Genomic DNA, 13422 nt, shown 5'->3' on the forward strand with positions numbered 1-13422 from the left:
GTCCGGGACAACGCTGGTGCTATTCCACCTCTTGCGCCCCCCGTCCTGCAGGGCGGGATCGTCCATGCCTAGAGCGGAGTAGGACGGGCAGTTGCCACGCGGTGAAGCCTCCGCATGGTGGGCGGCTCACCATGTCAGACCTCCTCTCCACCAGCCTCTACCGTGAAGTGCGCGATCCCGCGTTCTTCCGCGTGCTGGCTGGGAAAAATGCGCCCACCTATGTGGACGTGCTGGACGCCTTGGATCGCGAGTGCGGAGAACAGCCAGACGGGCTGGACCGCAGCGATGCCATCGAAATCATCGCCGAGGTGTTGGCCCGGCACCCGGAATTCCAGCCAGAGGAGGACGAACCTGCGGCAGAGGGCGAGCAGGCCCCCGTCTCGCTGCCTCCGCGTGAAGCCGCCCGCCGTGTGCTGGACCACCTGGCCCGCTGCCGCTGGCTGGAGGAGCCGCCGCGCAAGGACTGGAAGCGGCGGCTCTACTTTGACGCGCACGGCTCCACGCTGATCGCCGCCTTGCGGCAGATTGCCCACCCCGAGGCCGCCGTCTTTACGGACAAGCTCACCGCCGTCTGTGCCGCGCTGGCCAATGAGCCCGAGCTGATCGAGCGCCCGCTGCAAACTGTGGACGTCTGCCTTTCCAACACCCGGCAGGGCTTGGGCGAACTGCGCACCATGCAGAAGTCTGTGCAGCGACTTACCCGGCGTCAGCTTGAAGAGGACACTCTCAAAGGCAATCTGGCCCTCGTGTTTGAGGATTACGCGGAGCAGATCGCCCACGGCGCCTACGCCGAGCTGATCCGCGCGCGACTCCCTGCTCGCCTGCCCGAAGCCGTACGTCGCATCAGCGACCGACTGCAGGATGACTCCAGCGTGATCGCCGAGATGCAGACCGAGCTGCTGCGCCGAGAGCCCACTCTGAGCGCCGAGACCGCCCGTGCGCGTGTGCGCCAGCGGTTGGATGACCTGGCCCATCTGCTGGAGCTGGTGCAGCCCATGGCGGATGAAATCGACCGCCGCACCGCTGACTTCACACGCCGTTCACTTTCGCGTTTCCGCTATCTGCAAGACGTCACCGGCGAACGCCGCGGAGAGATACGCAACTTTTTCCAGACCGTGAACGGCATGCTCTCCGGCAAGCGCCTTTCCAGCGCCTGGGAAGTGCCAGCGCTTCCAGCCCTGCGTCTGCCAGAGACACGCATGCCCGCCGGGCTGGATTCCCTCTACGCACCGCCCACACGCCGCACCACCGCCGAGCAGGCCGCTCTGGACGACGAAGTGTCCGACGCCGAGCGCGACGAGGGTCTGCGCGGCATGGCACGCGCGCTGCGCGATTCACTTTCCGTGCGCCGTGCCAACGAGTTTGTAAAACGCATCCCCGGAGAGAAGGGAGCGCGCATTTCCAGCGCCGACCTGCCCGTGGCCTCGGAGGCGGATCTCACCGAACTCATCGCCTTGCTGCTGCATGCGGAGTCCAACGAGGCCTCCTACAAGATCGAAAGCACCCGTGCCAAAACCCGCGAACACGCCGGCGACATCTCACTGGACGCGCTGCCTGGGGCGCGGGTGGAGCACTTTGACCTGATCAAGAAATAATCCCGACGAATGAGCGACACCGAAAACGGCCTTCATGAACCCTCCGCACCGGATCCGCTGCTGCGGCTGCAGGAGCAGGACCGCAACCGTCTCGCGGAAGCGCTGCAGGAGCTGCTGGCGCATGGTTCCCTGCTGGGGCTGGAGAGCGGCCAGAGCGGACTCTACAACTGGTGCCGCCAGAATTTTGACTGGCTGCGCGAGACCGCAGCGCTGGCAGGGCTGGATGTGGCTCTGCTGCACGAGGAGCGCATGGTGCAGGCCATCCCGCGCGTCTCCTCCATGGTGCTGCATCTCAAGCAGGATGCCACGCTGGTGTGGCTGGCACTCTGGTATGCCGGAGATGTGCGCTGGCGCGATGAAGGCGAGACCCAGGCCTTTCTCACCGTGGCGGAACTGAATGCCCTCATGAAGGACCAGCTTCTCCCAGATGCGGTGGGCCAGATTTCCCGCAACCGCCTGCGCGAAATCCTGCGCCAGGCTGCTCGCTTCAACCTCATCAAGTTTCAATCTGCCGAGTCCTTTGAAGACTCGGGCATCGAGGTACTTCCCGCCATCCGCCGCGTGGTTCCCTTCCGTGAACTGGCGGAGTGGACAGAATCGGCCCATGCGCTGAAGCGCGGTGAGGCACAAGCCGTGAACTCCAGCACCGAAGAGGAGGTGGAGGCATGAGCACCAAAAGCCGCGCCATTCGCCTCTCCCGCCTCCATGCCATCAACTGGTATGGCTACCAGGACACGCTGCCTGTGCAGGGAAACCTCGTGCTGGCCGGCGTCACCGGTTCGGGAAAATCCATTCTGATGGACCTCCTCATGCTGGTGCTGGTGGGTCCTGAACGTGCACGCCATCACTTCAACCGCAGCGCCACCGGCACGCAGTCGGACCGCACGCTGAAAGGCTACTGCCTGCTGGATACCAAGCAGCAGTCCGAAAGCGGTCAGCCGCAGTTCTACCACGACAAAGGCGTGACCACCTACGTGGCGGCCGAATTCTCCTGGCCCGGCAGCAAGCGCGTGGAAACCTGGGGCCTGCGCATCGAATTCCGCAACACGGCGGAAAACGACGGCCACATCACCCCCTTCTTCTGCCCCGCCAAGCTGGAGAAGGATGACTTCATCCATGTCTCGGCGGAGGATGGCAAACGCCGCACGTTGGACATCCTGGGCTTCCGCCAGCTCGTGGAGGGACGCGAGGGGCACGTCTTCGCCTCATCCCGCGAATACCTGCGCGACATGAGCAGCGGTGCGCATCTGAACTTCAACCGCGAGGTGCTGGACCGCCTGCTGCCCAGCGCGATGTCCTTCACCAACCTCAAGAGCTTTGACGACTTCTGCCGCCGCTTTGTGCTGCCTGGCGAGGCCGTGCCGGTGGAGGATGTGGTGGCCAGCTACCGCGACTTTGAATCCTACGAAAACGAGCTCCGCCTGCTGCGCGGCCAGCTCACCCGCCTGCAGACGATCCGCCAGCTTTCTGAAACACGCGCGAATGCCCAGCGCGATCGCGATGTTGCCAGGTTCCTCGCCACCGAGCTGAACCACGAGCATACTCAGGGTCTGGTGACCAGCATGGAAAAGCGGCTGGCCGAGCTGCGCGAGCGCTTCTCCGTGGATGAGGAGCGCCTGCTGGAGCTGGAGAGCGAGATCTCCCGCTGCCGCAGCGAGCGCGAACGCCTGCTGGGACTGATGCACGAGTCCTCCGAAGGCCGCCTCTACCACCAGCTCACCGAGCAGGGCCGCAAGCTGGAAGCAGAGCTGCTGCGCCTGCGTGAACTCGGCAGCAAGCTCAGCGACCGCCTGCGCAAGCGTGTGAAGGATGCGAAGGCATGGCTCAAGGACGTGAAGCAGGCTCCCCTGCCCCGCCCGGTGGACACACAGCGTTTTGAAACCGCTCTGGAACTTCTCGAGGGCTGCGATGAAGCCGCCACGGCCAATGCCCTCAGCCTCCTGCGCGATGCTGCAGATCAGGTGTGCAAAAACCTGCGCCAGGGCTTTGCCGCTGATGCCGAGGAGCTGCGCCGCCTGCGTGCCGAGCGCTCTGATCTGGAGGCCCAGATCAGCACCCTCAAAGCCGGGCTGCCGCCCATCGAGCAGCCGCTGCTGCATGAACTGAACAGCAAGCTGCTGCAATTCCAAGGAAGGTCCGCAGCGCATGCGCTGCGGGAAGTGTGCGAGGTGGCGGACGAAGGCTGGCGCGAGGCCATCGAGGTGGCCTTCACCGAGAAGTTTGCCGTGCTGGTGAACGAGGAGCAGCATGCCGAGGCGCTGCGTCATTTCCATGAGCTGAAAGCCGGAGCCCAGGGGCCAAAAGCTGCGCTGGAGTCACTCGTGCATCCAGCACGCATGCTCGCGCTAAAACCGAAGGTGCTGAAAGGCTCTCTCGCTGAAAAGATCGAAACCGACGACCCCGTGGCCCGCGCCTGCGTCGATCACTGGTTCGGTCAGGTGAAGTGCGTACAAAAGCTGGCGGACTTCGAGAAGCACGATGCCGCCATCCTGCCCGACGGCCTCATGCTGCGCGACGGCGTCACGCATCGCGCGCGGCGCTACGATGGCGTGCCGTTTGTCGGCAAACGCGGCCTGCAACGCCAGCAGGAGATCAAGCAGGCGCTGCTGCAGGAAATCGTGGCCGGCATCCGCCGCCTGGAACCGCTGGAAACGGAGATCAATGCCCTCATCTCCGACAAGGACACCAAGCTGCCAGACCACGGCACGCTCGCTCAGGATCTGGTGCGCGTGGAGTCACTGCCCAAGCTGGAACAAGATCACGAAGAGCTCATGAAGCGGCTCCAGGAGATCGACACCGGCTCCCTGCACGAGTTGGAGCAGCAGGCGCACGAACTCAGCATACAAGCGGATTCCTTTGAGAAGGAACGCCTCGAAATCGCCCGCAAAGGATTGCAGCGTGAGATCGAGCAGATCGAAAAGACACTGGCCACACGCCGTGACGATGCCTCCAAGCGTGAAGACGAGCTGCTGCGTGTGCGCAGAGAGATCGACATCTCCGCCCATCTGGACCGCTACCAAACTTGGAAGCAGGACATGCTGGAGAAATATCTCGCCGCCGATGTCGCAGCGCGGGAGTTCGAAAAAGAGCAGAGCAGGGCCGCCGTCAGTGCCGCGCAGGCTGAGGGCGACCTCAAGGCCGCGATGGTCGAATTCAAAAAGACCTTCTCCCCACGCTTCGACGACCTGCCCGAAGACGGCCGCAGTACGAAGGACTATGAAAAGCTGCTGGCCCGCATCGACGGCCAGGGCATCCCGGATTTCGAGAAGAAGGCCGGGGCCGAGCGCAAACGCTGGGAGGGCCTCTTTCGTACGCAGGTGCTCAGCCGCATGCAGAAGGCGCTCAAGGAGATCGACAACATCATCTTCCTGCTCAACAAGCAGCTCAAGCGGCAGATCGGCAATGATGTCTATCACATCAAAAAGGAACCGAACCCCGAGTTCCGCTTCTACCGCCATCTCATCGACCTCAACTCCACGCGCGATCCCGACGACCTCTTCTTCTCCAGTCTGGAGGGCGAGCTGCGCACCGCGCTCGATCACTTCCTGCAAACGCTCGTCAAGCAAGGCAGCAGCCCCGAGGCCGCACGTCTGCTGGACTACCGCCAGTACTTTGACTACGACCTCCTTGTCTCCGATGTGCGCCATCCGGACGCGAAGCCGGTGAGCGTGGACAAGCAAAGCGGCAAAATGAGCGGCGGCGAAAATCAGAGCCCCTACTTCGTGGCCATCCTCGCCAGCTACCTGCACGCCTACAACCGCCACGAGACCCGCTGGAAAGAGCCCAGCCTGGCACTCGTGCCCATCGACGAGGCCTTCAGCAAGCTCAGCGGCGAGCGCATTCAGGACTGCCTGGCCGCCATGCAGGAGCTCGATCTGCAAGGCGTCTTCAGCATGTCCAGCGGCAACATCCCCTTCGCCTTCAGCCTGTGCGACGAACTCATCGTGGTGACAAAGACGGAGAAACGCGAAGGCGGCAAAACCCGCATCCGAAACATTCCCGCCGTGCTCTTCCGCGACACCCCCGAAGGCCGCGAATGGATGGACAAGCATGGCTCATGATCTTCCAGACGTACTGAAGGTCTTCGCCGACCGCTACCGCGCGTCCCAGGCAGGTCGCACCGGCGTCAGCAGCGGAGACTTCACGCTGGATTACATGAAACTTCTCAAAGCCGCCGGTGCCCAGTCCGCCGCAGCCCGCAGCTCAGCCGAGGAGCGCCTGCGTGCAGCCTCCGCCCGGTCTCAGGGCATGTTGAAGCTCGACACCCATGCCCGCGATGAGCGCCTGATCCATATCGTGCGCCTCTCACGCGAAGGCGGCGAGCAGTGGCTGTTTCGTCATCTGCACGAATCCTCTCCCACCGAGGAGAGAAGGCAGCTTGCAGATCTATTCGGGTCCTTTGCAGACACGCATGTCCCACAGCATCAGCAAGCCTGGTCGTCCTGGTGCCGAAAGCTGGCGCAGCAGGTGCTCGATGGCACCTCCATCGCACCCTTTGCGCGAGATGATCTGGAAGGAAATCGCGAACTCCTCACCCTCCTCCCGCGCGTGCTGGGCTGGCAGGGCGAATCGCTGATCCGCTTCGCCAGTTGCAGCATCTGCCGCAGCTCGAAAAGGCTGGAGGAGCTGCGACCCCGCATCGAGCTCGCGCTCAAGCAGCTTTCAAACAGCACAATCAGCTCTCTCGAAGACCTCGGCCTCATGGAAAAGCCGCGTCAGGTCTTCCTTTGCGGCCCGCTGCTTCTGCAGCTGCCCGAAGGCCCCCTGAACCTTGGGCTTCTCAAGGCGCCTGTTTCCCTTTCTGAAACCGACATCCGCCGTGCCGTAGCCACTCACTGCACGGCCTCTCGCGTGCTCACGGTGGAAAACGAAACCACCTTCATGGAACTGACAAAGCTGGGTGGAGACACTCTCTTCATTCAAACCAGCTACCCAGGCCGTGCTGTGCTCGCCCTCTTGGCTCGTCTTCCCGCCAGCCTGCCCATCCATCACTTTGGCGACAGCGACCCCGCCGGCTTCGACATCCTCCGCGATCTCCGCGAGCGCTCCGGCCGCGCCATCACCCCGCTGCATATGCGCCACCGCCCGTGCGCAGATTCCGCCGCACTACAATCTCACGACCACCAGATTCTCGGCCGCCTCCTCGCAGATCCACACATGGCAGACTGCCACGCGGAGTTGCAGGCCATGCAAACCGCCGGCACCAAAGGCGACTTCGAGCAGGAGTCTCTGGGACCGCCAAGCCTCACGGCGTGGCCGTTTTACCGGTGATTTTCGAGCCTGGGCTCTGCTCGGGCCTTGGATGAGCGCGGAGCATTCGTCGGTATCTGGGTCAGCATCAGGACCATCATGGCCACAGGCATCAGCAGCACCACCCATCCCGGCCAGGCCATGATCCCCGGACGCTCAGGGCGCGCATAGTCAGGCGTCACCCCGGCGGCGAGCATGCGGTCATAGAGATGCGGGTGCACCATGCTGTTGCTGCGCATCACGGCGGGCATCTGGTTGGCTTCGTAAAGCTTTTCCAGCGCACGCGCATACTGCACCGGATCAGCCCCCTGGATGGCGGCATCATCCGCACGATGCTCCATCCGCCGCGCGATCGCTCGTGCAAGACGTGCACACAGCACGGGGCAGAGAAACAGCAGCACAATGCCATTCAGGCCATAGACATGCTCCACAGGATTCATGAAAGCCAGGGCGGAAATGCCCACGATGGGCAGCAGGCGCGAGAGCTTCACCCCAAACCCCTCTCGCAGATGCGCCACCTCATGGTGCAGCACGGCACGCAGCTCCTCATCGTTCAGGATCTCCATCAGGCGGGAGGTCAGCACCAGACTGCGCAGATGCACCAGCGCACCGGCAAAGGCCTTGGGCGACTTGCTGAAAAAAATCCACCGGGGTGTCAGCCCCGTCTGCACAGAGACCTCCCGCACAAGAGCCTCCAGCCTTTCCTCCTCCGGCTTCCGCTTGTGCGGAAAGAGCTTCAGCAGCGGCAGCCACACGCCGGTGGCGATGACCAGCACCCCCACCAGCCCCACGGCAAAGCGCAGCCACTCAGCAGGTCCGACAGCGTTCGGCATCGACCACATCAGCCCGAGCAGGATGCCGTAGATGCCAAACTGCACCAGCGCCATCCAGAATGTCTCACCCAGCCAGGTGAGGAAGCGGTAGCGCGGCTCGATCGCGCGCGTGAAAAAGAACGTGCCTGCCAGAAAGCCGCACACAAGTCCCGCCACGGAGCAGGAGTTCACCAGCCAGCTGGCGCGGTCCACCCCTCCCAAAAAGCCGCCCGACAGACTGCAGGCAAACACGAGCGCCACAGACACCCGCCGCGCAGGCCAGAGCAGCCGTGCACGCTCCGTCCAGTGGCAGCCCGCACTCCGCCGCCAGGGTATCAGCGCCAGATGCATCACCACCGTGGTCAGCAGCGCCATGCCTGCCGCTGTACAAAGAAAAATCTGCCATTTCAAATCCATCCGCGCATCGAAGCGGAAAAGCACAGCCAGTGTCAATCCTTTGCGCAACATACTGCGGCCGTTGACGAGACACCGGTTGACCATCCGCCTGCATGGACGGACCTTCCCTCATCATGGCAGCCCACCCCGACCGCACCCACACCATCGCCGTTTTCTGCGACTTTGAAAACCTCGCCATCGGCGTGAAGGATGCGCAGTATGACAAGTTTGACATGAGCAAGGTCCTCGACCGCCTCCTGCTCAAAGGCAGCACCGTCGTCAAGAAGGCCTACTGCGACTGGGACCGCTACAAGAGCTTCAAGGCCGCCATGCACGAGGCCTCCTTCGAGCTCATCGAAATCCCCCACGTCCGCCAGTCCGGCAAAAACTCCGCAGACATCCGCATGGTCGTGGACGCCCTCGACCTCTGCTACACCAAGCCCCACGTGGACACCTTCGCCATCGTCAGCGGCGACTCAGATTTCTCCCCTCTCGTCAGCAAGCTGCGCGAAAACAACAAGACCGTCATCGGCGTCGGCGTGAAGCAGTCCACCAGCGGCCTCTTCATCGACAACTGCGACGAGTTCATCTTCTACGACGACCTCGTGCGCGAGGAGGAAAAAACCCGCAAACGCCTGGCCCGTGCCAAGCCCGCACCCACACCCGGCAAAGCTGTCTCCCAGGAAAAGAAGCCGGGTGGTGACCCTGAAAAAGCCATCCAGATCGTGGTGGAAACTGTCGAGGCCATGCTAAGCCGCAGCGGCAGCGACACCGTGTGGGCAGGCCCCGTCAAGCAGGCCATCCGCCGCCTCCAGCCCCAGTTTGACGAGCGTTTCTACGGCTTCAGCACCTTCAGTTCCCTGCTGGAGGCCGTGGCCGGGCGCGGCCTCATGAAGCTCGAGAAAAACGAGAACGGCTACAAGATCAAAGTCACCGCCTCCGAAGAATAGTACGATGGGCACTCTTGCCCGTCGATCAGCGGCACCGCAATCCATGAGGCGCCACCGCACCTCACTGCGCACTCTTCTCAAACGCCGCCGCCCTGTCTTCCAGCAGCGCCAGCGCCTCGCCCGCCAGATAAAGCGAGCCCGCAATCAGCGTGCGCGCCTCCGGCTTCATCGCCTTCAAGGCATCCGCAACCCGTGCATGCAGGGTTACAGGCCGGGCCTCAATCCCCAGCCCGTTCCAAATCTCCCGCAGTGCCTCCGGAGTCAGCGCTCGCGGCGACTCAAAGCCTGTGAAACGCCAGCTCCCAGCAATCGGCGCCAGCTCCCGCATCACCGCAGCCGTGTCCTTGCCAGCCACTGCACCAAAGATCATCTCCGCCCGCTCGTCCGGAAACTGCTCCCGCCACGTCTGCGCCAGCACACGGGCTGAATCCAGATTGTGCGCACCATCGATGATGCAGCCGCCGGCCTTCTGAAACCGTGCAGGCCACTGCACCTCGCGCAAACCTCGCGCGATCACCTCTTCCTCAAGCTCAAACCCCGCTGCGTGCAAAGCAGCAGCAGCTAAGGCTGCATTCCAACGCTGATGCGGGCCTGCGAGACCGGTTTCCCCATGCCATGGCGAGTAGATGATCGTGAGCGGTGCCCCACGTTCCGCTGCAGCGAACGCGATTTCTTCCATCGCTTCTGGCTCCTGGTCTATCGTCACCACCGGCACTCCCGGCTTGATGATCCCCGCCTTTTCCGCTGCGATCTTCGCCAGTGTGTCCCCCAGCATGTCCATATGGTCCCAGCCGATGGGCGTGATCACACTCACCTCGGGCATGATGGCATTCGTCGCATCCAGCCGCCCGCCCAGCCCCGTCTCCAGCACCACCCACGGGCAGCCCTGCTGCGCAAACCATTCCAGAGCCAGCGCCAGCGTCAGCTCAAAAAACGTGGGGTGCGGGTCCCAGCCTGCCACACGCTCTCGCAGCCGGTTCACTCCGGCAGCAATCTCCTCCGCCGTGATCATGCGTTCCGCATCCCGGATCCGCTCGCCAAAATGGATCAGATGCGGCGAGGTAAAGAGCCCCGCGTTGATCCCGGCAGCTTTTAGAATCGAATGCATGAAGGCACACGTGGACCCCTTCCCATTCGTCCCCGCCACATGGATGAACTTCTGCCCCGCCGCTGGCAGTTTCAGCTCGCTGAGCAGCCGCTGCACATTGTCCAGCCCCAGCTTGATGCCGTAAAACTGCGTGCTGTAGAGCCAGTCGATTTCTTTTTGCGCCTTGTCGTTCATCATTCCTTTGCCGCACGGTGCCTGCGTCGCAGCAGGGTGCAAGCCGCCAAGAAACAAGACCGGCAGATTGCTTTCCCATTTCCCACCCGGCAGTCGCGGCTATCATGCGCGTGCATGTCTGTGATTCCCGCTTCTGACTCCTCGATCTGGATTAAACGCTTCTGGTGGCTTCTGGCCGCCGTTTTCATCGTGCGCGTCGGCCTCATGCTGCTCTTTGTGAATGGTGCCGATCTCATCGGCGATGAGGCCTACTACTGGGACTGGGGCCGCAGGCCGGACTGGTGCTACTACAGCAAGCCTCCCATGATCGGCTGGATGATGGGCTCCATCGGCTGGCTCACAGGCAATGCGGAGTGGGGCATCCGCTTCGCCGCCCTGCTGCTCGGCACCGCCACGCTGGTCATCATCCACCGTCTGGCGCTCGTGCTGTTTGACGCCCGCACCGCTTTCCTTGCCGCCGTTCTGGTGCTCCTCACTCTCGCCAACGCTGCTCTCAATCTCCTGCTCACCATCGATGCCCCGCTTCTCCTCTGCTGGACGCTCGGCCTCCTGATCTTCTGGCATGCCGCGCAGAAACCCGCGTGCAACCTGCGCTGGCTCGCCCTCACTCTCGTCATCGGCTTCGGCACGCTCAGCAAGCAGATGATGCTCGCCTTCCCCGCGCTCATGCTCGTCTTCGCCGCCTTCTCACGCGAGGATCGCCCCCTCCTGCGCAATCCCCGCATGTGGATCTCCATCCTCCTCGGCATGGCCTTCATCATTCCGGTGCTTCGCTGGAATCAGCAGCATGCATGGATCACGCTGGAGCATACCAAGCACCACTTCGACACCTCCAGCCTCGGCTTCAGCCGCTGGCTCGGCCGCACGGGTGAAAACATCGGCCTCCAGGCTCTGATCTACACCCCCGTCACCTTTGCCGCCCTGGTCGCGGCCATGATCGCAGCGGTCAAACTCCGCCGGCAGATCTCACGTCCCGTCCTTTTCCTCCTGCTCGCCTCCGCTCCGGCGCTGGCCTGTTTCGCCCTGCTCTCCCTGCGTCAGCGCATCAATCCCAACTGGCCCGCAGCCTTTTTTGTCCCCGCCTTCATTCTCGGGGCCGCTTGGCTGCGCGGCGTCTCACCCTTCAGGCTGCACCCAGGCTGGGAGCGCTGGTCGCTGCGCATCGGCGGTGCCCTCGTCCTCCTGGCTCATGTGGGACTGGTCGTCATCCTCACCACGGATCTGAAGGCCATTGGCAAGCTCGCCGACATGCGCGGCTGGAAAGAGGCCGGCATCGAGGCCCAAAAATTTCTGGATCGGGTGCCTCGCAGGGAAAACACCTTTGTCATGGCCCTCGGCCATCGCTACTCCGCTGCGGAAATGGCTTTTTACATGCCCTCTCATCCGCGCGTCTATCGCTGGGAGCCCAGCGGCACGGTCCTCTCTCAGTATGAGATCTGGCCAGGGCCTGAGGAGCGCATCGGCTCGGACGCCCTCATTCTCGAACCCGGCTCCTACGCCAGCCTGGCCCAAAATGAAGTCTTCACCGCTGCCTTCGAAAAAATAGAGTTCCTTGGCACCATCCGCGTTCCCCTGGGCAGCCAGGCGCTCGAGTTCAGCGTGTTCTTGGGCAGAAATTTGAAAAACTGGCAGCCGGTTCATGCCGGCGGCAAATGACGGGGCAGCCACTGTTCCGCCACGCTTCATTCTGATCACCTCTGTTCTCACATGCCGTTCCCCTGGGATCTCAGCCTTCTCCACCAGATCAATTCTGTGTGGTCTCATCCGGTGCTCGACTGGCTCATGCCTGCCCTTTCCGCCATCGAGGCCTGGCTGCCCCTCATCATCGCAGCAGCTCTGATCACCGCCTGGCGCGGCGGCAAGCGGGCCCGCATCATGCTGCTCTGTCTCGGCATCGCCATCGGCCTCGGCGACGGCGTGATCTCCAACACTCTCAAAAAAACCGTCGGCCGCGTGCGCCCGCGCGATGCCCGGCCCGATGTCATCATTCGCGATCTCGGCCACGGCTCCCCCGCCTTCATGCGCCTCTTCCAGCCTCCCGTGGTCAAACCCAGCGAGCCCAACGGTGCCACCCGTGGCAAGTCCTTCCCTTCCAGCCACACCGTCAATCTCTTCGCTGCCGCCACCGTCATTGCCTCCTTCTATCGCGGCGCAGGCATCCTCATGTACCTCCTGGCGGCAGCCGTGGCCTGGTCACGCATCTACTGCGGTGCCCACTGGCCCAGCGACATCCCGCCCTCCATGGCCCTCGGCATGCTCGTGGGCCTGCTGGTCGTTGCCGTGGCCAGGCGCACGATTTTCAGAGAGCCGGTCAAACCGGCAGTCTGAAAAACCGCATTCACAGCGGCCACTCGATTTCCGTCTCGCCGTGCATCACTTCCGCCAGCACCGGCACATCGAGAAAATGTTCCAGCACCATCCGGTTGCTGATGCTCGCCGCGTCGCGTTCCTCCTGCACATAATTGAGAATCACCCCGGCGCAGGTCATGCCACGGGCCTGGATGTTGCGCACGGTGAGGATCGTGTGGTTCAGGCAGCCCAGCTTGTTGTTCACCACCACGATCACCGGCAGCGCCAGCCGCTGCGCAAAATCCGCCATCGTCGAAAACTCATTCAGCGGCACCTCCCAGCCTCCCGCCCCCTCCACCAGCACATGCTCATGCCGCTGCGCGATCTCCTGAAACCGCTCGATGACCTCGTTCAGCTCAAACCTCCGGTTCTCCATCAGTGCCGCCGCATACGGGGCCGCAGGCACCTTGAACCACACCGGATTCACTTCGTCCACCGTCAGCCCGCCGCTGCCCGCATTCGCCAGATGGATCGCATCATCGCGCTGGCCGCAGACAAACGGCTTGAAGCCCGTCACCCGCCTCCCCTCACGCTTCAGCGCCTCCAGCAGCAGGCAGGTGACATAGGTCTTGCCTGCGTCGGTGTCCGTACCGGTGATGAAATAATGGCTCACGCTCAGTCCTTCTTTGAGATTTCCATGGCCGTTTTGAGCAGCCAGCCACCAAAGGCGATGGCGATGAATGCGACGATCTGGCCTGCGTCCCTGCCAAAACCCATGGCAATGACACCGCACCCGATGATGATGCAGGCGCCAAGGGCAAGGGCCGGAGCGAAGTGGCTTTTCATCG

General features: G+C 63.0%; 11 protein-coding genes. 7 read left to right on the forward strand and 4 right to left on the reverse strand.

Features of this window, described 5'->3' with window-relative positions; genetic code table 11:
- Positions 1–131 precede the first annotated feature (131 nt).
- Genes ACFQDI_RS15335 through ACFQDI_RS15350 form a run of 4 tightly spaced genes read left to right on the forward strand, consistent with a single transcriptional unit; the run spans position 132 to position 6866 of the window.
- The gene (locus ACFQDI_RS15335; protein WP_377168284.1) at positions 132–1595 is read left to right on the forward strand and encodes a Wadjet anti-phage system protein JetA family protein; all 1464 of its coding nucleotides are present in this window, start codon (positions 132–134) and stop codon (positions 1593–1595) included.
- A gap of 9 nt (positions 1596–1604) precedes the next feature.
- The gene (locus tag ACFQDI_RS15340) at positions 1605–2264 is read left to right on the forward strand and encodes a DUF4194 domain-containing protein (protein WP_377168286.1); all 660 of its coding nucleotides are present in this window, start codon (positions 1605–1607) and stop codon (positions 2262–2264) included.
- Entirely contained in the window at positions 2261–5656 is a 3396-nt protein-coding gene (locus tag ACFQDI_RS15345; RefSeq protein WP_377168288.1) for an SbcC/MukB-like Walker B domain-containing protein, read from the forward strand. The genes ACFQDI_RS15340 and ACFQDI_RS15345 overlap by 4 nt, the downstream gene beginning before the upstream one ends.
- Positions 5646–6866, forward strand: coding sequence for a Wadjet anti-phage system protein JetD domain-containing protein (locus tag ACFQDI_RS15350; protein ID WP_377168290.1), 1221 nt, complete (start codon positions 5646–5648; stop codon positions 6864–6866). Before ACFQDI_RS15345 ends, ACFQDI_RS15350 begins: the two co-directional genes overlap by 11 nt.
- Here ACFQDI_RS15350 and ACFQDI_RS15355 read toward each other — a convergent pair.
- The gene (locus ACFQDI_RS15355) at positions 6857–8098 is read right to left on the reverse strand and encodes a M48 family metallopeptidase (RefSeq protein WP_377168292.1); all 1242 of its coding nucleotides are present in this window, start codon (positions 8096–8098) and stop codon (positions 6857–6859) included. The two genes, ACFQDI_RS15350 and ACFQDI_RS15355, sit on opposite strands and share 10 nt — an antisense overlap.
- Positions 8099–8187: 89 nt before the next feature.
- Here ACFQDI_RS15355 and ACFQDI_RS15360 point away from each other — a divergent pair, with 89 nt between their 5' ends.
- A complete protein-coding gene (locus tag ACFQDI_RS15360) occupies positions 8188–9003 on the forward strand; it encodes an NYN domain-containing protein (protein WP_377168294.1) in 816 nt (271 codons plus the stop codon).
- A 61-nt stretch (positions 9004–9064) separates the two neighbouring features.
- On the opposite strand, the gene ACFQDI_RS15365 is transcribed toward ACFQDI_RS15360, so the two are convergent.
- Entirely contained in the window at positions 9065–10327 is a 1263-nt protein-coding gene (locus ACFQDI_RS15365; protein ID WP_377168296.1) for a bifunctional folylpolyglutamate synthase/dihydrofolate synthase, read from the reverse strand.
- 72 nt (positions 10328–10399) lie between these two features.
- On the opposite strand from ACFQDI_RS15365, the gene ACFQDI_RS15370 reads away from it, so the two are divergent.
- A complete protein-coding gene (locus ACFQDI_RS15370) occupies positions 10400–11941 on the forward strand; it encodes an ArnT family glycosyltransferase (protein WP_377168298.1) in 1542 nt (513 codons plus the stop codon).
- Between the two features lie 51 nt (positions 11942–11992).
- Entirely contained in the window at positions 11993–12613 is a 621-nt protein-coding gene (locus ACFQDI_RS15375) for a phosphatase PAP2 family protein (RefSeq protein ID WP_377168300.1), read from the forward strand.
- A gap of 10 nt (positions 12614–12623) precedes the next feature.
- Here ACFQDI_RS15375 and bioD read toward each other — a convergent pair whose 3' ends face one another.
- Together bioD and ACFQDI_RS15385 are read right to left on the reverse strand one after the other, a co-directional pair.
- Complete coding sequence (bioD, locus tag ACFQDI_RS15380; protein ID WP_377168301.1) at positions 12624–13247, reverse strand: dethiobiotin synthase; 624 nt, start codon at positions 13245–13247, stop codon at positions 12624–12626.
- Positions 13248–13249: 2 nt separating this feature from the next.
- The gene (locus tag ACFQDI_RS15385; protein WP_377168303.1) at positions 13250–13420 is read right to left on the reverse strand and encodes a hypothetical protein; all 171 of its coding nucleotides are present in this window, start codon (positions 13418–13420) and stop codon (positions 13250–13252) included.
- Positions 13421–13422 lie beyond the last annotated feature (2 nt).

Origin of the sequence: Prosthecobacter fluviatilis, from assembly GCF_042655725.1 — a bacterium.
GTDB classification, from domain to species: domain Bacteria; phylum Verrucomicrobiota; class Verrucomicrobiia; order Verrucomicrobiales; family Verrucomicrobiaceae; genus Prosthecobacter; species Prosthecobacter fluviatilis.